The sequence below is a fragment of the Aureimonas phyllosphaerae genome (assembly GCF_900113065.1).
Lineage (GTDB): Bacteria > Pseudomonadota > Alphaproteobacteria > Rhizobiales > Rhizobiaceae > Aureimonas > Aureimonas phyllosphaerae.
This window is the reverse complement of the sequence record NZ_FOOA01000001.1, coordinates 531,224-553,155: the sequence shown is the minus strand read 5'-3', so window position 1 is coordinate 553,155 and position 21,932 is coordinate 531,224. Positions and strand designations below refer to the sequence as shown.

The following is a 21,932-nucleotide window of genomic DNA, read 5'->3' as shown; positions in this document are numbered from 1 at the left end:
GCGTCGTGGCACGCTCAACCATCCTCTCAAAGGCATCCACCCTGCGACGTTGGCTCGCCACTTTGCCTACAAACTAGGCAAGCCCTTCTTCTCATCAAAGTGGTTGACGCCGCTGTGATCCTGTCGCAGGATCGCCCGACATACCGGCCTTGTCTGCCGGACGGCATTCGAGCCCCGTCGGTCCGACGCGACGCCCTTCCGGCATCGCGGCGCGCTTGCGGGGCTTTTTCGTTTCGGGAACTGCGACATGAAGCAACCCATCGACATCGGCGTCCTGTTCTCCCGCTCCGGCAGCTACGACCGGCTCGGCGAGGCGTGCCGCGAGGGCGCGATGGGGGCGATCGAGGCCGTCAACGCTGATCCCGCGCGGCGCATTCGCTTCCGTGTCGCCGAGCGCGATCCGGCCGGCCGGATCGAAGCCTATGCGCCGCTCTGCGCCGATCTCCTCGTCACTGATGGCGTGCGCCATGTCGTCGGCTGCATCACCTCCTGGAGCCGGAAGGACGTGATCCCGGTGCTCGAGAAGCACGGCGGACTTCTGTGGTATCCGGCGCCCTACGAGGGGTTCGAGGCGAACGAGCACGTCGTCTACCTGAACGCCGCGCCCAACCAGCACCTCGTGCCGCTCGTGGCGCACGTTGCCGCGCGATATGGGCGCGACGCCTTTCTCGTCGGTTCGAACTACATCTGGGGCTGGGAGATGAACCGCATCGCCCGCGACCTCGTGGCGGATGCCGGCGGGGAGGTGAGGGGCGAGCGGTACCTCGCGCTTGGCGACACGGATGTCGGCCGGCTCGTCGCCGAGATCCGCGCGACCGCGCCGGACTTCGTCCTCAACAACCTGATCGGCCCGTCCGCTTATGCCTTCTACGAGGCTTATGCGGCGCTCGGGCGCGAGGACGAGCGCTTCCGGCCCGAGCGGCGCCCGATCGTCTCGTGCAACCTGACCGAGGCGGAACTGCCCTCCATCGCGCCCTTCGGCGACGGGCACCTCTCCTCGCTCCCCTTCGTCCACGACGGCGCGCCGGGACCGGGCTCCTCGTTCGAGGCGGCGGCGCACGCCGCGGTCACGGTGCTCGCCGATGCGATCGAGGCGGCGGGGACGGACGAGCCGTCGGCGGTCCGCCGTGCGATGGGTGCGGGCATCCGCGAGACGGCGCTCGGGCCCATCCGCGTCGATCCGCTGACGCAGCATGCGGCGCTGCCCGTGCGCATCGCGCGCGTTCGCGGAAGCCGCTTCGAGGTGCTGGAGGAAAGCCGCGGGCGGGTCGAGCCCGATCCCTACCTGTCGCACTACGATCCGACGGCTACCTTTCGGCCCTCGCTGAGGCTGGTGAAATGACCCGGCGCGCGCGCATCCCCAATCTCGGCGGCGCCAGGGCCGTCGTCCTCCACCGCGAGCACGCCGCCGTCGAGGTCCTGATCCGCCAGCTCGGTGCGATCGGCCTCGAGGTCGAGCAGGCTTGGCCCGATCTTCCCGCGACCGCCGCCGGCGCGAACTTCCTGTTCTTCGACGTCGACCACGGCTTCGACGAGCAGTTTCCGTGGAAAGCCGGCGAGGCGCCGATGCCGCTCGTCGCCTTGATCGGCTCGGAAGCGCCGGGGCGCATCGAATGGGCGCTGTCGCTCCAGGCGGACGCGCAGATCGTGAAGCCTGTCGGCAATGCCGGCGTCTATTCGGCGCTCCTGATCGCGCGGCGCGCCTTCGACGAGCGGCGGCGGCTCGGCGAGGAGATCGCCTCGCTCCGCCGTCGCATCGGCGAACGCCAGACCGTCGTGCGCGCCGTCGTCGCTCTATCCGGAGCCGGCATCGGCGAGGAACAGGCCTATGCGCAGCTCCGAGCGCTCGCCATGAGCTGGCAGGTCAGCCTCGAGGACGCCGCCCGCCGCATCGTCGAACTCAAGACCACGGAGGCCTCGGATGAGCGTCCTCGTCTCGCCTGACACGTCGGCGGTCCCTCCTGCCGCGCCGGTCGGCGGCGAGGGCGTCCTGAAGCGCCTCCTGTCGCGCAAGCTCGGCGTTCTCGGTCTCGTCGTCATCGCCGCGGTCGTGCTGGCCGCGATCTTCGCGCCGCTGATCGCCCCGTTCGACCCGAACGAACAGTTCTTCGACGGCCTGTCGCTCGAAGGCTCGCCGCTGCCGCCCTCCGTGACCTACTGGCTCGGCACCGATCTTCTCGGCCGCGACCTCTTCTCCCGCCTTCTCTACGGCGCCCGCAATTCGCTCGTCATCGGCATCGTCGCCAATGGGGCGGCGCTCGTCATCGGGACGCTGGTGGGCGTCGTCGCCGGCTACTATCGCGGGGTCGTCGGCTCCCTGCTGATGCGCTTCACCGACCTGATGATGGCCTTTCCGGCCTTGCTTCTGGCAATCTGCCTCGCCGCCGTGCTGCGGCCGAGCCTCTGGATCGTCGCCCTCGTCATCGCGCTGGTGAACTGGGTGCAGGTGGCGCGCGTCGTCTATTCGGAGACGCGCTCGCTCGCCGAGCGCGAGTTCATCCAGGCCGAGGTGACGCTCGGCGCCAGCTCCTCGCGCATCCTGTTCCGGCACGTCCTGCCACATCTCACCTCGACGGTCATCGTCTACGGCACGCTCGGCATCTCGACGACGGTTCTCCTCGAGGCGACGCTGTCCTTCCTCGGCGTCGGCGTGCAGCCGCCGGACGCCTCGTGGGGCAACATCATCTTCGAGAACCAGACCTACTTCCAGGCGGCCCCCTGGCTGGTCTTCTTTCCCGGCGCGGCGATCCTCCTGCTCGCGCTCGCCTTCAACCTCGTCGGCGACGCGCTGCGCGACGCGCTCGACCCGACCGAAGAGGGGCGCGGCTGATGGCGGTCTATCTCGCGCGGCGGCTCGTCCAGGCCGTCCTCATCCTGATCGGCGTCAGCCTCATCACCTTCGTGCTGCTCTATCTCCTGCCGGCCGACCCGGCGCGGCAGATCGCGGGCCGCACGGCGACCGCCGCGCAGGTCGCCAACATCCGCGCCCAGCTCGGGCTCGACCAGCCGTTCTTCGTCCAGTACGCTCGCTATCTCGGCAACCTCGTGCAGGGCGACCTCGGGCGCTCCCACCTCCAGCGCTCGGAGGTGGCGGACCTCATCTGGGCGCGGCTTCCCGCCAGCCTTCTTCTGATGCTGGCTGCGATCGTCTGCGAACTCGTGCTCGGCCTGACGATGGGCATCCTGGCGGCCGTGCGGCGCGGACGGGCTAGCGATCACGCGCTGATGGTGACCTCCTTCGTCACCGTCTCGGCGCCGCAGTTCGTGGTTGGGCTGCTTCTTCTCTACGTCTTCGCGGTGAAGCTCGGCTGGTTCCCGATCGGCGGCTACGGGACGTTCTCCCATCTCGTGCTGCCGGCGCTGACGCTCGGCATTCTCGGGGCCGGCTGGTACGCGCGCATGATGCGCTCCTCGATGGTCGACGTTCTGCGCCAGGACTACATGCGCACCGCCCGCGCCAAGGGCCTGAAGCGCTGGACGATCCTCCTGCGCCACGCGCTGCCCAACGCCATCCTGCCGATCATCGCGATGATCGGCATCGACATCGGCCTCTTCATGAGCGGCATCGTGGTGGTGGAGAGCGTTTTCGGCTGGCCCGGCATCGGCCAGCTCGCCTGGCAGGCGATCCAACGCGTCGACCTGCCGATCATCATGGGCGTCACGCTCGTGTCGGCCCTCGCCATCGTGATCGGGAACCTCGTGGCCGATCTCGTCGCCCCCTTCGTCGATCCCCGCATCAAGCTCCAGTGAAAGGAAGCCCGCCCATGCTCGCTCGTCTCAAGCGCGGCGCCGCAGCGCTCGCCATCTCCGCCGCCGTCCTGTCCGCGCCGATGGTGGCGCATGCGCAGGAGGGCGACACGATCACCGTCACCTACAAGGACGACATCGCGACGCTCGATCCCGCGATCGGCTACGACTGGCAGAACTTCTCGATGATCAAGGCGATCTTCGACGGGCTGATGGACTACGAGCCGGGCACCGCCAAGCTGCGGCCGGGTCTGGCCGAGTCCTACGAGATCTCGCCGGACGGCAAGGTCTTCACCTTCAAGCTGCGCGACGGCGTGAAATTCCACAACGGCCGCGCGATGACGGCCGAGGACGTGAAATACTCGTTCGAGCGCACGGTGAACCCGGCCACCCAATCGCCGGGTGCCGGCTTCCTCGGCTCGATCGAGGGCTTCGAGGCGATGCAGGGTGGCACGGCCACCGAGCTGTCGGGCGTGAAGATCCTCGATCCGAAGACGGTGCAGGTGACGCTGTCGCGCCCCGACGCGACCTTCCTGTCGGTGATGGCGCTGAACTTCTCCTTCATCGTGCCGAAGGAAGAGGTCGAGAAGTCGGGCGCTGACTTCGGGCGCAACCCGGTCGGCACCGGCGCCTTCAAGCTCGCCGAGTGGACGCTCGGCCAGCGTCTGGTTCTCGAGAAGAACCCGGACTACTACCGCGAGGGCGCGCCCAAGCTCGGCGGCATCACCTTCGAGATCGGTCAGGAGCCGGTGGTCTCGCTCCTGCGCGTGCAGAACGGCGAGGTCGACGTGCCGGGCGACGGCATCCCGCCGGCCAAGTTCCGCGAGGTGATGGGCAACCCGGCCGAGGCCGCGCAGGTGGTCGAAGGCGTGCAGCTCCACACCGGCTACATCACCATGAACACCAAGGCCGCGCCCTTCGATGATCTGAAGGTGCGCCAGGCCGTCAACATGGCGATCAACAAGGACCGCATCGTCCAGATCATCAACGGCCGCGCGACGCCTGCCAACCAGCCGCTGCCGCCGACCATGCCGGGCTACATCCAGAACTTCGAGGGCTACAAGTACGACGTCGAGGCCGCCAAGAAGCTCCTGGCCGAGGCGGGCCACGAGGGCGGCTTCGAGACCGAGCTCTTCGTCGCCAACGTCGATCCGCAGCCGCGCATCGCGCAGGCGATCCAGCAGGATCTCGCGGCCATCGGCATCAAGGCCTCGCTGCAGAGCCTTGCGCAGGCCAACGTCATCGCCGCCGGCGGCTCGGCGGAGGGCGCACCGATGATCTGGTCGGGCGGCATGGCCTGGATCGCCGACTTCCCGGACCCGTCGAACTTCTACGGCCCGATCCTCGGCTGCTCCGGCGCGGCCGAGGGCGGCTGGAACTGGGCGAAGTACTGCAACGAGGCGCTGGACGAGAAGGCGGCCGCCGCCGACGCGATGGTCGATCCGGCGAAGGCCGCCGAGCGGGCGGCCGCCTGGGGCGAGGTCTACAAGGGCGTCATGGCCGACGCGCCCTGGGTGCCGGTCTTCAACGAGAAGCGCTACACGATGCGTTCGGCCCGGATGGGCGGCGACGACGCGCTCTACATCGACCCGGTCAACACCCCGATGAACTACCGCTACGTCGAGACGAAGTGAGATGTGCAAGGCTTGCGACTACACGATCCACGGCCGGCAGCATCACTTCGGCTGGGACAACACGTTCGAACCGGCGCTGCGCGTGGCGCCGGGCGCGACCATCGAGTTCGAGTGCCGGGACTCCTCGGCCGGCCAGCTGACGCCTCAGTCCACCGTCGAGAGCGTCACCGCTCTCGACTTCTCCAAGATCAACCCGGTCTCGGGTCCGATCTTCGTCGAGGGCGCAGAGCCGGGCGACGCGCTGAAGGTGACGATCGAAGGCTTCAAGCCGTCCGGCTTCGGCTGGACCGCCAACATCCCCGGCTTCGGCCTTCTCGCGGACCAGTTCACCGAGGCCGCGCTGACGATCTGGACATATGACCCGAACTCGCTCGAACCCGCCGCCTTCGGTAGGCACGGGCGCGTGCCGCTGAAGCCCTTAGCCGGCACGATCGGCAATGCGCTGGCCGAGCCGGGACACCATTCGGTGGTGCCCCCGCGCCGCGTCGGCGGCAATCTCGACATCCGCGATCTTGCGGCCGGCACCACGCTCTACCTGCCGGTCGAGGTCGCGGGCGCGCTCTTCTCCGTCGGCGACACGCACGCCGCGCAAGGGGACGGCGAGGTGTGCGGCACGGCGATCGAAAGCCCGATGAACGCGGTGCTGACGCTCGACCTCGTCAAGGGCGCCAATCTTGCCATGCCCCGGTTCACGACGCCGGGCCCCGTCACCCGCCATCTCGACGCCAAGGGCTACGAGGTGACGACGGGCGTCGGCCCGGACCTGATGACCGGCGCGCGACAGGCGGTCGCCGACATGGTGGAGCTCCTGGCCGGGCGCTACAACATGAACCCGGTCGACGCCTACATGCTCGTCTCGACCTGCGGCGACCTTCGCATCTCCGAGATCGTCGACATGCCGAACTGGGTCGTCTCGTTCTACTTCCCGCGGGTCGTTTTCGAGTGATGATGGGCAAGGTCCTGCCGCGCGAGGCGGTGGCTGCGGCCGCCGCCCCGGTGCTCTCGGTCCGAGACCTGACGATCTCGGTCGGTGAGGGCGCGCGGGCGCGCGTGCTGGTCGAGGGCCTGTCCTTCGACCTCGCCCGCGGCGAAACGCTCTGCATCGCGGGCGAGTCCGGTTCGGGCAAGTCGCTGACCTCGCTCGCGATCATGGGCCTTCTGCCGCAGCCGGGGCCGGTGGTCGCCGCCGGCTCGATCCGTCTTGGCGAGGAGGACCTGACCGAGGCGTCCGAGAGCCGGATGCGGCGGGTGCGCGGCGACCGGATTGCGATGATCTTCCAGGAGCCGATGACCTCGCTGAACCCGGTGCTCACCGTCGGGCGCCAGCTCGTCGAGGCGATCGACGCGCATCGCGACGTTTCAGCAGCGGAGGCAAGACGCCTGGCGCTGGAAGCGTTGCAGTCGGTTCGGATCCCCGAGGCCGAGCGGCGGATGGGGCAGTATCCGCACGAATTGTCCGGCGGCATGCGCCAGCGCGTGATGATCGCGATGGCGCTCGCGCTCGAGCCCGACGTCCTGATCGCCGACGAGCCCACCACGGCGCTCGACGTGACGATCCAGGCGCAGGTTCTGGGCCTCCTGAAGGAGATCCAGGCGACCCGCGGCACCGCGCTGATCCTGATCACGCACGACATGGGCGTCGTCGCGGAGATGGCAGACCGGGTCGTCGTCATGCGCGCGGGGCGCGAGGTCGAGGCGGGGGCGGTCGTCCCGCTCTTTGCGGCGCCGAAGGAGGATTACACCCGCGCGCTGCTCGCCGCCGTGCCGCGCATGGGCGACGGAAGCGGGCGCGAGACCGCCGCGACACCGGCCCCGGTCGCCGAGATCTGGGACCTTCGGGTGCGCTTCCCCTTGAAGGGGGGGCTTTTCGGCCGCACGGTCGCCGAGGTCCACGCGGTCGCCGGCGTCTCGTTCGACGTACCGGCCGGCGCGACGCTTAGCCTCGTCGGCGAGAGCGGCTGCGGCAAGTCCACCACTGCCAAGGCGATCGCCGGGCTCGTGCCCTACGAGGGGCACTTGTCGGTCGGCGGCCGGTCGGGGCAGGACCTGTCGACGTCGGAGCGCAAGGCGCTGCGCCGCGACGTGCAAATGATCTTCCAGGACCCGTTCGCCTCGCTCGACCCGCGCTGGCGGGCCGGCGACCTCGTGGCCGAGCCCCTCGCGGTCCACGGCATCGGATCGGCGCGCGAACGCGAGGAGCGGGTCGCTGCGCTGTTCGAGCGCGTCGGCCTCCAGCCGGACGCGATGCGCCGCTACCCCCACCAGTTCTCCGGCGGCCAGCGCCAGCGGATCTGCATCGCCCGCGCGCTCGCGCTGCGACCCAAGCTCATCATCGCCGACGAGAGCGTGTCGGCGCTCGACGTGTCGGTGCAGAAGCGCGTGCTCGAACTCCTGAAGGAACTGCAGGCCGAGTTCGGCATCGCCTATCTCTTCATCAGCCATGACATGGCCGTGGTCGAGAACATCTCCGACCGGGTGGCCGTGATGTATCTCGGCCAGATCGTGGAAACGGGCACGGCGCGTCAGGTGTTCGGCGATCCGCGGCACGCCTACACGCGGCGGCTGATCGAGGCTGTGCCGGTCCCCGATCCCGCCCGTCGCCGAGCGGGTTTCCCGCGCCTCGTCGGCGACATTCCGAGCGCGGTGCGCCGCGTGGGCGATCCGCCGGCGCGGCTCGTCCTGACGGACGTCGGCGAGGGACATCTCGTCGCACAATGATGACCGGCACCGGCGCAGGGTGCCCGTACGGGGCGTTCCTCGCCTTCTATTGAATGGCCGCATACGCAGTCTGTCGCCGCGAAGCCTTGGAGGGGGATGGCATCCCGCTAGCTGATCGTTTGTAGCGCTTCCAATCTGGCGGCGCCATGAAACGAGCGGCCGATGAAACTGCGCCACGCCGGCCTCGGCCTCCTTGCAATCGTCGTTTTCGGCGCGGCCGGCTTTACGGCCTATGCCTGGGAGAGCGAGATCGCTCCCGTCGAGCGTGCCGCCTCGGAGCGCTTCGAGCCCGCGCTCGTGAAACAGGGCGCGGACCTTGCGGCGGTTGGAAACTGCGTGGTCTGCCACACCGCGCCGGGCGGCAAGCCCTTCGCGGGCGGACTGCCGCTGCCGACGCCCTTCGGCACGATCTATGCGACCAACATCACCCCGGACCCCGAGACCGGGATTGGCCGCTGGAGCGAGGCGGCGTTCACGCGCTCGATGCGCGTGGGCGTCGACCGGGAGGGGCGACACCTCTATCCCGCCTTTCCCTACGACCATTTCACGCTGGTCTCGGACGCCGACAACCGCGCGCTCTATGCCTACCTGATGACGCGCGAGCCGGTGGTCGCCGAGCCGCTGCCGAACGAACTCCCGTTTCCGCTCAACGTGCGCCTGGTGCTGGCCGGCTGGAAGCTCCTGTTCTTTCGCGAGGGCACGTTCGAAGCCGATCCGGCGAAGGACGACGTGTGGAACCGTGGCGCCTATCTCGCCGAGGGTCTCGGCCACTGCAGCGCCTGCCATTCGCCGCGCAACCTCCTCGGCGCCGAGAAGCGAGGCGACGACCATCTGGCCGGCGGCGAATCCGAAGGCTGGACGGCCTATGCCCTGAACGCGGCCTCGCCGGCACCGATCCCGTGGGACGTCGACAGCCTGACCCACTACCTGCACCAGGGCTGGGAAGCCCGGCACGGCATCGCCCGCGGGCCGATGGCGCCGGTGAACGCCAATCTCGGCACGCTGCCCGAGGCCGAGTCCCGCGCCATCGCGACCTATATCGTCTCGCTGATGGGGGAGCCTTCACCGGAGCGGCGTCAGCGCGCCGAGACGCTGACGGCCGAGGCGACGATCCATCCGCCAGGCGCCGTGGTTCCCTCGGCCGGCAGCCAGACCGTGCCGGTCGCGCACGATTCGGCTGACCGGGGCGCTGCGATCTATGCCGCCGCCTGCTCGACCTGCCACGATGCCGGGCGCCCGCTGCCCTACGGCGGGCTGCGCCTCGATCATTCCACCGCGATCTCCGGTCCGACGCCCGCCAATCCGATCAACGTGGTCCTCAACGGTATCCCGGCGCCGGAGGGCGAGCGCGGCCCGATCATGCCGGGTTATGCCGGCGCGCTCGACGACGGCCAGATTGCTGATCTCCTCGCCTACATGCGCCGCACGTACAGCGACAAGCCGCCGTGGGACGACCCGGCCGACCTCATCGCCGAGGCGCGGGCGCGCGGGGCCGAGAACGGCCAGCGCTCGCTCGACACCGGCTCCGCCGCACCAGCCAATCCTTCCAAGCGAGAGCCCACATGGTAAGCCTCACCGTGAACGGCACGCAGCACCAGATCGAGGCCGATCCCGACACGCCGTTGCTCTACGTCCTGCGCGACGAACTCGGGCTGCACGGGGCGAAATACGGCTGCGGCCTTGGCCAATGCGGCGCCTGTACGGTGATGGTGGGGGGCGAGGCGGTCCTGTCCTGCGTCACTCCCTTGGTCGTGATGGAAGGCAAGTCGGTGACGACGGTCGAGGGCCTCGGAACGATCGAGGCGCCGGGGCCGATGCAGGCGGCCTTCATCGCCGAGCAGGCCGCACAGTGCGGCTACTGCATTCCCGGCATGATGATGCGGGCGCAGGCGCTTCTGGAGCGCGACCCGGAGGCCTCCGACGAGGCGATCCGCGCCCACATGGAGCCGAACCTCTGCCGCTGCGGCACGCATATGCGCATCCTCGCCGCGATCCGGAGGGCGGCGGAAAGCATGCGCACTGCAGGCGTCGGAACCACCGGCGCGAGGGCGGGCTGATGACCCGTCACGATCCCCACGGCCTCACGCGCCGTAGCGTGCTTCTCGGCACCGGTTCGCTGGTCCTCGCCTTCTCGATGCGCGGGGCCTTCGCGCAAGGGACGACCTCGCCGGGCAGCGAGACGCAGAACTTCCAGGAGGTGGAGGAGGCGGCGCCGGACCTGCCGGGCAGCCTCAAGACCAATCCGAACCTTGAATCCTGGTTGCGGATCGACGCCGACGGGCGCGCCACCGTCTTCACCGGCAAGGCCGAACTCGGGCAGGGCATCCGTACCGCGCTCCTCCAGATCGCAGCGGAAGAGCTCGAGATGCCGTTCGAGAGCCTCGCGCTGGTCGGGCCGGACACGAGCGAGAGCCCGAACGAGGGGTTCACCGCCGGCAGCCATTCCGTGCAGGACAGCGGTCGGGCGATCCGGCATGTCAGCGCGCAGGTGCGCGAGATCCTGAAGGGCGAGGCGGCCCGGCGCTGGGGCGTGGCGCCCGACGCCGTTCGTGCCGAGGCAGGCGCGGTGATCGCCACGGACGGACGCCGCGTCTCCTATGGCGAGCTCGTGTCCGGCGACCTCATCAAGGGACGCGCCGGTCCGGACGCGGTGCTGAAGCCCACAGTCGAGTTTCGCGAGATGGGCCGTCCGCGAGCGCGGATCGACATTCCCGGCAAGGTCACCGGCGCGCCCGCCTATGTGCAGGACATGCGACCCGACGGCATGGTGCACGGGCGCGTCGTGCGCCCGCCGAGCCCGCGCGCGCGCCTCGTCTCCGTCGACAGCGCGCCGGTCGAGGCGATGCCGGGCGTCCTGAAGGTCGTGCGCAACGGCTCGTTCCTTGGCGTCCTCGCCGAGCGCGAATGGCAGGCGATCAAGGCGATGTGGACGCTCTCCACCCTCGCGCGGTGGGAGGAGCGCGAGGACCTGCCCGACGCGTCGCAGCTACCCGACTACCTCCTGTCCCGCCCCGTCACCGATGGGCAGGTCGCCGAGGAGGGACGAACGGGAACTGCGGGTCTCACCCCGTTCGAGGCCCGCTTCACGCGCCCCTACCAGCTGCACGCCTCGATCGGCCCGTCCTGCGCGCTGGCGGTCCTCCAGGACGGCGTGACGACGGTCTGGACGCACACCCAGGGCGTCTATCCCGATCAGGAGGCGATCTCCGAGATGCTGGGCGTCGGCGTCGAGGCGGTGCGCTGCATCCATGTCGAGGGGTCGGGCTGCTACGGCCACAACGGCGCGGACGACGCGGCGGCCGATGCCGCGCTTCTCGCGCAGGCCCTGCCCGGCCGCCCGGTGCGCCTTCAGTGGATGCGCGAGCAGGAGCATGCCTGGGAGCCGTTCTCGCCGGGCATGGTGACGCGCGTTCGCGCCGGCACGGATGCGTCGGGCACGATCCAGGACTGGACCTACGAGGTCTGGAGCAACACCCACAACTCGCGGCCCGGCGGGGCCGGAGCCCTTCTGCCCGCGCAGTATCTCGACCGCCCGTTCGCGCCCACGATCCCGACCGTCCGCATCACGCCGGAGGGCAATGGCGACCGCAACTCCAACCCGCTCTACGCCTTTCCCAACCGCGACGTCGTCTGGCACTTCATCGAGGAAATGCCGCTCCGGGTCTCGGCGCTGCGCGGCCTCGGCGCCTACATGAACGTCTTCTCCATCGAGAACGCGATGGACGAGCTGGCGCTGAAGGCGGGCGCGGACCCGGTCGAGTATCGCCTGCGCCACATGCAGGACGAGCGAGCTCGCGCGGTGATCGAGCGAACCGCCGCGATGTTCGGCTGGAAGGCCGGTGAGACGCCTCCCGCCCATCACGGCTACGGCTTTGCCTTCGCGCGCTACAAGAACCTTGCGGCCTACTGCGCGGTGGCGATGGAGGTGATGGTCGAGCCCGACACCGGACGCGTGCGCATGGTGCGCGCCTCGACGGCGGTGGATGCCGGCGAGATCGTCAACCCGGACGGAATCGCCAACCAGGTGCAGGGCGGCATCGTGCAGTCGGCGAGCTGGACGCTCTACGAGGCCGCAACCTTCGACCGGACCCGCGTGACCTCGGTGGACTGGTCGACCTATCCGATCCTGCGTTTCGACGCGCTGCCCGCCTCGATCGACGTCGAGGTGATCCCGCGTCCGGGCGACCCGTTCCTCGGTGCGGGCGAATGCAGCCAGGGGCCCGGCGGCGCTGCGCTTGCCAACGGGATCGCCCGTGCGATCGGCAGCCGGATCTACGATCTGCCGCTGACGCGCGAGCGCATCCGCGCGGCCGTCGGCGTCTGAAGCAAAGCGCTAAGGTTTCAGCGAGCGATGTGCCGCCCGGCGTGGCGGCGCTCGAACCGCGCCCGGACGTCGGCTTCGATCTCGCGCGAGGCGGCGGCCCAGAACTCGTGCTCGCGTCCCAATGGGCAGCCGGCCTCTTCCCACAGGAAATAGGCCCGCTCCTTCACGAGCGGTTCGAGGTCGATATGGCTGTCGTCCTCCGCGTCGGCGGTCTGTGCGGGCGAGAAGAGGTAGAAGCCGGTCTCCGACAGCACCGCGCGATAGGTCGCCCGGTCGGGCTCGGCCAGCTTCTCCGCGATGTCGGCGCTCTGGCCGGCAAAGACCCATTCGTCACCCGAGAGGAAATCCGGAAGGTCGGAGGCTTCCGGAACGGCGCAGAGGGTGACGATGTCACCCTCCTTGCGGAAGAGCTTCAGCATGATGGGTCCGCCCATGGGAGGGGGCACGCCTTCCGCGGGATACGGCTTGCGGCGGGCATCGGTTGGGGGCGGATCACGACCGGCGGGACGCTTCGCCCTTGCGCGGCGGGGCGTCCTTCTTGCGGCCTTCCGCCTTCCCGACCGCCTTTTCGGCGGCTCCCTCGGCCTCGACCCGTTCGTTTCCGATCACCTTGCCGAGCGCTTCCTTGACGGAGCCGAGGGCTTCCTTCTTGGCCGCCTGATCGTTCTTCTCTCCCATCCCGCACTCCTCTGCTTCGGGCTGGGGGCGGCATCGCCCTGCGACGCCGCCCGTGGTTTCAACATGGAGGGAAGACCCGACGCCCCCAAGTGTCACGGGCATCAGGTCGGCTGATGCAGGCGACCCCGATAGCCGTCCGCATCAGTGCTTTCCCGGTTACGTGACCCGCATCAGGGCGCGCGCTGGTCGTCCGCGCCGATGCCGCGCGTCGACTCGCCCGGCGACAGGATATGGCGCCAGATCAGGGCACCGGCCACGGCGCCGGCCAGCGGCGCGACCCAGAACAGCCAGACCTGACCGAGCGCACCGGTATCGGCGAAGAAGGCGACGGCCAGCGATCGGGCGGGGTTGACCGACGTGTTGGTGACCGGGATCGAGATGAGGTGGATCAGCGTCAGGCCAAGGCCGATCGCGATCGGCGCGAAGCTGCCGGACGCGGCGGTCGCCGTCGATTCGAGGATGATGATGAGGAAGAAGGCGGTCAGGACGAACTCGATAAGGAAGGCCGACCCGGAGGCCGTAGCCGCCCGGCGAGTTCACCCCATAGCCGTTGGACGCGAAGCCACCGGCAGTGAAGTCGGCCTTGCCGGTCGCGATCGCATAGAGGACGATAGCGCCGAGGATGCCGCCAAGCACCTGCGCCAGCCAGTAGGGGCCGAGCTGGTTCCAAGAGAAGCGGCCGGACACCGCAAGGCCCAGCGAAACGGCCGGGTTGAAATGACCACCGGAGATGCCGCCGACGGTGTAGGCCATCGTGAGAACCGTCAGGCCAAACGCCAGCGCGACGCCGGTAAAGCCGATGCCGAGCTCCGGGAAGCTTGCGGCAAGAACGGCGCTTCCGCACCCTCCGAAAACGAGCCAGAAGGTGCCGAAAGCTTCGGCGGCGAGCTTCCTGAACATGAATGCCATCCTGTCTTTGACCTGCCTTCGGGCAGTGTGGGGCGTTGGTTTCGCCGGCAGGCCGATGCCTGACTGATGCCGCGTTCATTCCCCGTCGAAGCTAGAGGATTAGCCACCCAAATAAGTCGCATCTGCACTAGTGCAGCTGATGCGAATCTAACTTTCTGGCGTGCGAAACGATCTTTGACGATCAGGTCTTCTTGGGACGCTTGGCCGGCGGCTGGGATCCGACGATCCCGCGCTCGCGGGCCCAGACGATCGCCTCGCCCCGGCGGTGAACGCCGGTCTTGGCATAGATGCGCTGGACATGGTTGCGAACCGTATTGCGCGACAGGAAGAGCAGCTTGGCAATCTCGCCGTCGTCGAGCCCCTGCGAGATCAGCCCAAGCACCTGCCGCTCCTTTTCGGTCAGGTCCGCGCTGCTTGGTTTCCGGGCGCCCTCCCGCTGCGGCGAGCGCATGTCGGCGAGCTTCTCCATCACGCTCCGGCTGAGCCAGGAGGTGTCGGCGAGCGCCTCCTCGATCGCCCGCACGAGTTCGAGCTCGGATGTCTTGCGTGCGGTGATATCCTGGAACACGTCGAGGACGCAGGTTTCGCCGCCGATGCGGATCGTCTCCGCCGAGACGAGGCAGTCGGCGGTCGAGCCGTCCTTCTTCTTCAGCTTCGCCTCGTAGCCGCGGAAGCCGCCGGTCTCGACGAGCTCGCTCTCCATGCGGCGGCGCGTCGTCGCCGTGTCCCACAGCTCGATCTCGGCCGCGCTGCGCCCGACGACCTCCTCGATCGCCCAGCCCGTCTCCTTCAGAAAGGCCTCGTTGACGTCGACGATGCGGAAGCCGTCGAGCGTCGAGACCTTCATCGGCACCGGGGCGAGGCGGAAGGTCTTGGCGAACTTCTCCTCGCTGTTGCGCAGCGCCGACTCCGCCTTTCGCCGTGGCTCAAGGTCGGCAAATGTGAACAGCATGCAGCGCTCGTCGCCGATCTCGATCGGCTGTCCGGCGACGATCACGAGCTTGGTCTCGCCTTCCGGCAACGGCAGCGACGCTTCCATCTGCGGCACCGTCGCCCATTCCGACAGGCGTGCCTTGCCGAGCTCGCGCCGATCCGCGCCCGACATCACGTCGAGGTCGTAGACCGACCGGCCGATAATGGCCTGGCGCGTATAGCCCGTCATGTCGAGGAAGCCCTGGTTCACGCGGATGAACCGGAGATCGCTGATGCGGCAGATCAGGGCGGGGGCGGGGTTGGCGTTGAAGGCGCGCTCGAAGCGCTCGACCGCCTGCATCTCGTCCGTTGCGTCGGTGATGATCAGGACGAGGCAGTCCGGGTCGCCATTCGCGTCGTTGAGGACGAGGCTGCGCACGCGGTGGACCCATTCGGGCTCCGTCTCGCCGTGGCGCGCGACCTCGACCATGACGTCGGTGAACAGCTCACCCGCGACCACGCGGTCCGCCGGATAGGTGCCGTCGTCGAGGGCGTGATGGTTGCGGTAGCGCAGCTGGAAGCGCTCGCGATATTCGTCCACGGTCCGTCCGAGATCGGCCAATTCACGCGCCCCGTGCATCGACAGGGCCGCGGTATTCGCCCAGGCGATCGTCTGATCGGGATCGATCAGGATCACGCCCTCGGTCAGGCCGGCGATGATCTGCTGGAGCTGCTGACGTTCGATACGTTGTCCGCTGGAGGGGGGACTCATGAAGGGTTCCATCTCGGGGGGCAGGAAGCCGGGTCGCGTCGGCCTTTGCATCGACAGGAAAAGGTTGTGCGACGGGAGCTTTCGGGCAAGGGGCGCGGTGGCACGCAGGCGCCGTCAATCGAAGGGGTGCGAAGCCTCGTGCGGCGAGGATGCGTCGGCCGCGAACGGATCGTAGGTGCCACGGCCGTTCAGGAGCCAAGCGGTCTGATGATCGAAGCCGTCCATCCAGTTGCTCCAGGTCTCGCTTTCGACCGGATGCGGGTTCTCGCTTCGATGCATGCCGTCCCGTGCCGCTTGGGCTCCAGCGTAAACCGCTTGCTTGCGCTCGGGGGAGGGAATGGATGTCATGAGCCCCGATCTCCTGGGCGTCCGCTTTCGGGCGGCCGGGCGCCGGACGCTCGGCCCTCGGGCGGGCGTCGTTCCGGTCGCTCACGATCAGCGCACCGTGCGGTGACCGCGGCCCTCAGGTAGCCTCGGGCCGTTGCCACGCTAGAGGCGACCGCATCAGGCCGGCTGATGCAGTCGGAGCGATCTTGGCCGCAGGGGCGAACGGTTCGGAGGCTCCGGTTGGCGGCGGCAACGAACCTCAGATGGGTTCGCAGAGAGCGTTGAAGCTCCTTTTCTGGTCGTTGAAGGGCTGTTTTTGCGCACTCTTGCAGGTGACTGATGCAGGTTGATCATGACGGATCGGCCGGCAGGTCTTAGACAGGAAACGAAAGGCACAGGCGATTCTGTGCCGGGATGAGGATCGATTTTGCCTGCTGTCGTCGAAAAGGCCTTTCTGCAGAAGCTCGCCGAGACCGGCGGCGCTTGCGGAACCCTGATCGCTTCGCACGACTGGCGGGCCACGGCACTGGCCGACGCCGCGGCATGGACCCCGGCCCTTCGGACCTCGCTGTCCATCGTGCTGCGCTCGCCCGTTCCGATGGTCCTCCTCTGGGGACCTGAGGGTCTGTGCCTCTACAACGATGCCTTCTCCATCCTCGTCGGGGATCGGCATCCTGATCTTCTCGGCGCGAGTGTCCGCGATGCCGGGCTCGACGCGCTCGGGCTCGACGCCGAAACGATGGCGGGTGTGCTCGGCGGCAAGGCGCTGACCGATCACGCGCGCGAACTGACGTTCCGCCGCGACGGTGCGGTACGGCAGGTCTTCGTGGACCTCGGCTGTTCGCCGGTCGCGGGCGAGGACGAGGCACCAGCCGGTATCCTCTGCGTCGTGACGGACGTGACGGATCGTGTCCTCGCCGAGCGGCAGCGGGACGCGGCCGAGACGGTGCTGAAGGACAGCGAAGCCGAGTTCCGCCTAATGGTGGACACGGTTCCGCAGATCATCTGGATCGCGGATGCGAACGGGCAGATGGAGTTCCTCAGTCGGCAATTCTCAGAATACACCGGCGCGGGCTTTCGCTCGATGTCGCCGGGCGAGATCGCCGGTGCCTTCATCCATTCCGACGACGCGCCGCATGTCGTGGCGGCCTTCCAGAAGGCGCGTGACAACGACGAAGCCCACTTCTCCGAGCATCGGATCCTGTCCGCTGCGGGCGAGTATCGGTGGTTCCTCGACCGCGCGCACTCGTACCGCGACCGACACACCGGCGAGGTCACGCGCTGGTTCGGCGCATCGGTCGACATCCACGACCGACGGCTCGCCGAAGAGGGCTTGCGCGAGCTGAACGCAAATCTCGAAGAGCGGGTGGCCGAGCGAACGGCCGAGCGCAATCTCCTGGGTGCCATCGTCGAGCATACCGACGTCATGGTGATGGCGGTCGATCTCGACTACAACATCCTCGCGATCAACGCCGCCAATGCCGACGAGTTCGAGCGCGTGTTCGGCCTCCGGCCGAAGGCGGGCGATAACATTCTCGCCCATCTGGCCGACCGTCCGGAACAGCAGGCCGAGGTGCGCGCGGGATGGGCGCGGGGCCTCGGCGGCGAGCCCGTGACTTTCATCGAGGAATTCGGCGATCCGGAACGAGCACGGCCCTACTACGAGGTCACCTTCCGTCCGCTCCACGACGCCGAAGGAGCGCTCATCGGTTGCTACCAGTTCGTCACCGACGTGACCGACCGCCTGCGGCGGGAGGCGGAACTGATCGAGGCGCAGAGCGCGCTGCGCCAGAGCCAGAAGCTGGAGGCGATCGGCCAGCTGACCGGTGGCGTCGCCCACGACTTCAACAACCTTCTGATGGCAATCCTCGGCAACCTCGAGCTTCTGCGCAAGCACCTGCCCGCCGATCCGCGTACCGCCCGGCTGATCGATGGTGCCGTCCTCGGCGCGCAGCGTGGGACCGCCCTGACGCAGCGCCTTCTCGCCTTTGCGCGCCGCCAGGACCTGTCGGTGGAGCCGCGCGACCTGTCTGAGATCGTCAACGGCATGGTCGATCTTCTCGAGCAGTCGATCGGTAGCGGCATCGAGCTCGCCATCTCGCATCCGGCGGAAGCGCCGATCGCCCTTGTCGACGCCAACCAGATGGAACTCGCGATCCTGAACCTTGCGGTCAACGCACGCGACGCCATGCCGAACGGTGGGCAGCTCACGCTCGAAATCGACCATGCGGCAGGCGACGGCGATCTGGTGCCGGGCGACTACGTTCGCGTGGTGATGACCGACACGGGCCAGGGCATGGACGACGAGACGCTGAAGAAGGCGACCGAGCCGTTCTTCTCCACCAAGGGCGTCGGCAAGGGCACCGGGCTCGGTCTGTCGATGATCCACGGACTGGCAAGCCAGCTGCAGGGAACGCTGCGACTGTCGAGCGTCGTGGGGGAGGGCACGCGCGCCGAACTCTGGCTGCCGAGAGCGAGCAGGGACGCGGCGCCTATCGTCGTTGCCGCGGCGGAGCCGATCATCGTCGAGCCCGGCGAGCTGCCGCCCGCGCGTATTCTGGTGGTCGACGACGACATGCTCGTCTCCATGAGCACGGTCGACATGCTGCGCGACCTCGGCCACGACGTGCTGGAAGCCGCCTCCGGCGCCGAAGCGCTGGAGATCCTGGCGCAGGACGGTCCCTTTGACCTGATGATCACCGACTATGCGATGCCTCGCATGAACGGGGCCGAGCTTGCCCGGGCCGCACGCGGCAGCTACCCCCGCCTGCCGATCCTCCTTGCGACCGGCAACGCGGAAATGCCGGCCGACGAGCGCCTCGATCTGCCGCGCCTCGGCAAGCCCTACAACCAAAGCCAACTGGCAACGCAGCTTCACCGCCTGCTGCGCGGCTGACGGGCTTGCGCTTGCGCATGCAGTCGATGCATCATCCTGCATGCAGTTGGGGTGAGGGATCACCGCCTGTTGAGGCGCGGCCGATCTTCTCCGCATCGGTGCGCGGTGGTAGGTCGATGCCAGGAACTTTGAAAGAGAGCGCTGCGTGACAGGGGAATTGCCGGCGAGTGACGACGGGGCGGCGAGCGACCGCGCATCGGTGATCTGTCGCGCCATCCGGCGCGCGATCCTGGAGCAGGCTCTGGCGCCCGGCGACAAGCTCCCGGAAGATCAGCTCGGCGAGCGCTTCGGGGTCAGCCGCACGCTGGCGCGGCATGCGCTCGGACAACTCGCCTCCGAAGGGCTCGTGGAGTTGCGGCGCAACCGGATCGCGGTGGTGGCGACGCCGTCCTTCGAGGACGCGCGCGACGAGTTCGACATCCGCATTGAGCTGGAACGGCTGGTGGTTCGCCGCCTCGCCGGACGGCTGACGCAGCGGCAGATCGCCGAGCTTTCCGCGCATGTCGATGCCGAGGAGGGCGCGAAGGGCGGCTCGGCGGCGGCGTCGCTGCGGCTGGCCACCGAGTTCCACGTGCGCCTCGCCGAGATGACGGGGCGGCCGACCCTGTCGCGCTACGTGCGCGAGACCGCCTACCGCTCCTGCCTGTCGCTCGCGACCTTCGGCCGCCCGCATTCATCGGAGTGCGCTGTGTCCGAGCATCGCGAGGTGCTGAAGGCGCTGGAGAGCGGCAACGAGGCGAGGGCAGGCGAATTGATGGCGCACCACCTCGACCAGGTGGCGCAACGCGCGCTCCTCAAGGCGCCGGAAGCGCGCGGCGATCTCATGGATATTCTGGCCCCTTACGCGCAGCTCGAGCCGACCGCGCCACGACGCCGCCGCAAGCAGTCCGCTGACGGCTGAGCCGTTCAGCGCCGGAGCGAGGGGTCGAGGATCCACTCGGCGCTGTCGTTCCAGACGTCCATTCGCGTGATCCGTCCATCGACGACCTCGAAGCGATCGACGTAACGATTGTCGTCGAAGGGCGTGCCGTCGGGCCATTCCCCGTAGAGCTTGCCGATCGAATAGACGACGGTCGCGTCCGGGCCCGGTGCTACGTCGAACCGCTCCATCCGCTTCTTCACCCACTTGTAGCGCCCGGCGTTGACGGCGGTCGGCCCGCTCGGGTGATCGAAGACGCGTCCGCCGGTGAAGGTGATGACGCAGCCCGGCGCCATGAAGGTGGCCGCCCGGTCCGGATCCGGGACCATGGAGGCTTCCAGGTACTCGCGCACCATGTCGGCGTCGCCCTGAGCCCCTGCCGAAGAACCTGTATGCAATTTCGCATCCATCCCGTTTTTTCCTCTTTTCAAAACTCCATGCAGTCCATACCATTGACCAATGGAGTGCAATGCGGGGCGCTGAACAAATTTTGCGCAAGGCCCGGCGATGCGTCCATGCGCCGACGCCTCAACCCTGATCCAGTCTCGAAGGAGCCGACATGACCCGCTTCAAACTGGCCGCCCTGGCAGCCGCCCTCCTGGCCTTCGCCGCGCCCGCCAGCGCCAAGTCGCTGACCGTCGGCGCCAACATCGGCAACGTCCCCTGGGAGTTTCAGGACGAGAAGTCCGAGACCGTCGGCTTCGAGGTCGATCTGGTGCGCGAAGCTGCCAAGCGCATGGGCTACGACGACGTCACCTTCGAGAACATTCCCTTCAATGGGCTCTTCTCCGCCGTGCAGTCGGGCCGCATCGATGCCGCGATCTCCTCGATCACCATCACCAAGAAGCGACTGGAATCGGTCTCCTTCGCACAGCCCTACTACGACAGCGACCAGTCGCTCTCGGTCCTGAAGGACTCCGGGATTGCCGGCCTGTCGGGCCTGAAGGGCAAGGTCGTCGGCGTCGACACGGGTTCCACCGGCGACATCTACGCCACGCAGCACGAGAAGGACCTCGGCCTCTCCGAGATCCGCCGCTTCGAAGGCCTCGCGCCCGCCATGCTCGACCTCGCAGCCGGCCGCATCGACGGCTACATCTCCGACATTCCCGCGGTCGCCTACTACATCAAGGACAAGCCGCAATATGCCGTCGTCGAGCGCATCCCGACCGGTGAGCAGTATTCGATCATGTTCGCGAAGGACTCGCCGCTCGTAGCCGAGGCCACCAAGGCGATCACCGAGATGAAGAACGACGGCTTCCTCGCCCAGATTCACGAGAAGTGGTTCGGCTCCAAGCCGGACGCATCGACCTCGACGACAAAGGTCCTTGAAGCGCCCAAGCTCTAACGGGCCCCGTTCGACCGATCTGCGGATGCGGCGCGACCGGCACCGCATCCGCCCCACCCCGTCGCAGGGCTCGGCATGGACATCGTCACAACCTTCTTCAACGTCGACGTCCTCTGGCGCTCGATGCCCCAGCTTCTCCAGGGGCTCTGGCGCACGATCCTGCTCGGCGGACTCTCGATCATCCTCGGCCTCGTCGGGGGCCTGGCACTGGCGCTGGTGCGCCTCTATGCGCCGCGCCCGCTCCGCTGGCTGTCTATCGCCTATATCGACGTGTTCCGGGCGCTGCCCGTCCTCGTGTGGCTGGTGATCGTCTATTACGCCTTTCCCTTCATCGGCATCCGCCTGTCGCCCTTCGCCTCCGCATGCCTCGCCCTGACGACGGTCTCGGCGGCCTACACGGCCGAGATCTACCGTGCCGGCATCGAGGCGATCCCGCGCGGCCAGTTCGAGGCGGCCCAGTCGATTGGCCTCAACGCCTTCGACGTGATGCGCGACGTGATACTGCCGCAGGCCGTGCGGATCGTGATCCCGCCGCTCACCAACAATTCCATCAACGTCATGAAGGACACGGCGCTCGCCTCGGTGGTCGCGCTGCCGGACCTTCTGAAGCAGGCGACGCAGGCGCAGGCGCTGGCGGCCAACCCGACGCCGCTGATCGGCGCGGCGCTTCTCTATCTCGTTCTGCTTCTGCCGCTGGTGCGCCTCGTCGCCCGCTTCGAGACTCGCTATTCCAGCCGGGAGGCCCGCTGAC

At 68.3% G+C, this 21,932-nt stretch carries 19 protein-coding genes and 1 pseudogene; 14 read left to right on the top strand and 6 right to left on the bottom strand.

Features of this window, described 5'->3' with window-relative positions:
• Positions 1-247: 247 nt before the first annotated feature.
• The 10 genes from BM175_RS02690 (at position 248) to BM175_RS02645 (ending at position 12,423) form a co-directional block, all read left to right on the top strand.
• Positions 248-1,342 (top strand): transporter substrate-binding protein, encoded by a 1,095-nt coding sequence (locus BM175_RS02690; protein WP_090958796.1) that lies wholly within the window; start codon positions 248-250, stop codon positions 1,340-1,342.
• The gene (locus tag BM175_RS02685) at positions 1,339-1,944 is read left to right on the top strand and encodes an ANTAR domain-containing response regulator (protein WP_090958793.1); all 606 of its coding nucleotides are present in this window, start codon (positions 1,339-1,341) and stop codon (positions 1,942-1,944) included. Before BM175_RS02690 ends, BM175_RS02685 begins: the two co-directional genes overlap by 4 nt.
• Positions 1,922-2,830, top strand: a complete 909-nt coding sequence (locus BM175_RS02680) for an ABC transporter permease (RefSeq protein WP_090958790.1) — start codon at positions 1,922-1,924, stop codon at positions 2,828-2,830. The genes BM175_RS02685 and BM175_RS02680 overlap by 23 nt, the downstream gene beginning before the upstream one ends.
• Positions 2,830-3,750, top strand: a complete 921-nt coding sequence (locus BM175_RS02675) for an ABC transporter permease (RefSeq protein ID WP_090958788.1) — start codon at positions 2,830-2,832, stop codon at positions 3,748-3,750. Before BM175_RS02680 ends, BM175_RS02675 begins: the two co-directional genes overlap by 1 nt.
• Positions 3,751-3,764: 14 nt before the next feature.
• Entirely contained in the window at positions 3,765-5,381 is a 1,617-nt protein-coding gene (locus tag BM175_RS02670) for an ABC transporter substrate-binding protein (protein ID WP_090958785.1), read from the top strand.
• Between the two features lies 1 nt (position 5,382).
• Positions 5,383-6,327 carry an acetamidase/formamidase family protein gene (locus BM175_RS02665; RefSeq protein ID WP_090958782.1) on the top strand — a complete coding sequence of 315 codons (945 nt, stop codon included), beginning with the start codon at positions 5,383-5,385 and terminating at the stop codon, positions 6,325-6,327.
• Between the two features lie 2 nt (positions 6,328-6,329).
• Positions 6,330-8,099: an ABC transporter ATP-binding protein gene (locus tag BM175_RS02660; RefSeq protein ID WP_210185759.1), complete on the top strand. Its 1,770-nt coding sequence runs from the start codon at positions 6,330-6,332 to the stop codon at positions 8,097-8,099.
• Positions 8,100-8,261: 162 nt separating this feature from the next.
• Positions 8,262-9,668, top strand: a complete 1,407-nt coding sequence (locus BM175_RS02655; RefSeq protein WP_090958776.1) for a c-type cytochrome — start codon at positions 8,262-8,264, stop codon at positions 9,666-9,668.
• Positions 9,662-10,156 carry a (2Fe-2S)-binding protein gene (locus BM175_RS02650; protein WP_090958773.1) on the top strand — a complete coding sequence of 165 codons (495 nt, stop codon included), beginning with the start codon at positions 9,662-9,664 and terminating at the stop codon, positions 10,154-10,156. Before BM175_RS02655 ends, BM175_RS02650 begins: the two co-directional genes overlap by 7 nt.
• Complete coding sequence (locus BM175_RS02645) at positions 10,156-12,423, top strand: xanthine dehydrogenase family protein molybdopterin-binding subunit (RefSeq protein ID WP_090958768.1); 2,268 nt, start codon at positions 10,156-10,158, stop codon at positions 12,421-12,423. Before BM175_RS02650 ends, BM175_RS02645 begins: the two co-directional genes overlap by 1 nt.
• Positions 12,424-12,440: 17 nt before the next feature.
• Here the strand turns inward: BM175_RS02645 and BM175_RS22950 are convergent, their stop codons facing one another.
• From BM175_RS22950 to BM175_RS22320, 5 genes and pseudogenes are all read right to left on the bottom strand, one after another.
• Positions 12,441-12,842 (bottom strand): DUF2934 domain-containing protein, encoded by a 402-nt coding sequence (locus tag BM175_RS22950; RefSeq protein WP_090959172.1) that lies wholly within the window; start codon positions 12,840-12,842, stop codon positions 12,441-12,443.
• A 73-nt stretch (positions 12,843-12,915) separates the two neighbouring features.
• Positions 12,916-13,101, bottom strand: a complete 186-nt coding sequence (locus BM175_RS02635) for a CsbD family protein (protein WP_090958766.1) — start codon at positions 13,099-13,101, stop codon at positions 12,916-12,918.
• Between the two features lie 170 nt (positions 13,102-13,271).
• A pseudogene (aqpZ, locus tag BM175_RS02630) lies at positions 13,272-14,001 on the bottom strand (aquaporin Z).
• 190 nt (positions 14,002-14,191) lie between these two features.
• Positions 14,192-15,694 carry a helix-turn-helix transcriptional regulator gene (locus tag BM175_RS02625; RefSeq protein ID WP_090959169.1) on the bottom strand — a complete coding sequence of 501 codons (1,503 nt, stop codon included), beginning with the start codon at positions 15,692-15,694 and terminating at the stop codon, positions 14,192-14,194.
• Positions 15,695-15,808: 114 nt separating this feature from the next.
• Positions 15,809-15,973, bottom strand: coding sequence for a hypothetical protein (locus tag BM175_RS22320; protein ID WP_175526731.1), 165 nt, complete (start codon positions 15,971-15,973; stop codon positions 15,809-15,811).
• Positions 15,974-16,448: 475 nt separating this feature from the next.
• On the opposite strand from BM175_RS22320, the gene BM175_RS02620 reads away from it, so the two are divergent.
• Together BM175_RS02620 and BM175_RS02615 are read left to right on the top strand one after the other, a co-directional pair.
• On the top strand, positions 16,449-18,917 hold the full coding sequence (locus BM175_RS02620; protein WP_090958763.1) for a PAS domain-containing hybrid sensor histidine kinase/response regulator: 2,469 nt from the start codon (positions 16,449-16,451) through the stop codon (positions 18,915-18,917).
• Positions 18,918-19,062: 145 nt separating this feature from the next.
• Positions 19,063-19,818, top strand: coding sequence for a GntR family transcriptional regulator (locus tag BM175_RS02615; RefSeq protein WP_244545831.1), 756 nt, complete (start codon positions 19,063-19,065; stop codon positions 19,816-19,818).
• 5 nt (positions 19,819-19,823) lie between these two features.
• Here BM175_RS02615 and BM175_RS02610 read toward each other — a convergent pair whose 3' ends face one another.
• Positions 19,824-20,192, bottom strand: a complete 369-nt coding sequence (locus BM175_RS02610) for a nuclear transport factor 2 family protein (RefSeq protein ID WP_244545841.1) — start codon at positions 20,190-20,192, stop codon at positions 19,824-19,826.
• A 203-nt stretch (positions 20,193-20,395) separates the two neighbouring features.
• On the opposite strand from BM175_RS02610, the gene BM175_RS02605 reads away from it, so the two are divergent.
• Both BM175_RS02605 and BM175_RS02600 read left to right on the top strand, forming a co-directional pair.
• Positions 20,396-21,181 carry a transporter substrate-binding domain-containing protein gene (locus BM175_RS02605; RefSeq protein WP_090958754.1) on the top strand — a complete coding sequence of 262 codons (786 nt, stop codon included), beginning with the start codon at positions 20,396-20,398 and terminating at the stop codon, positions 21,179-21,181.
• 75 nt (positions 21,182-21,256) lie between these two features.
• On the top strand, positions 21,257-21,931 hold the full coding sequence (locus tag BM175_RS02600; protein ID WP_090958751.1) for an amino acid ABC transporter permease: 675 nt from the start codon (positions 21,257-21,259) through the stop codon (positions 21,929-21,931).
• The last annotated feature ends 1 nt before the right edge of the window (position 21,932 follow it).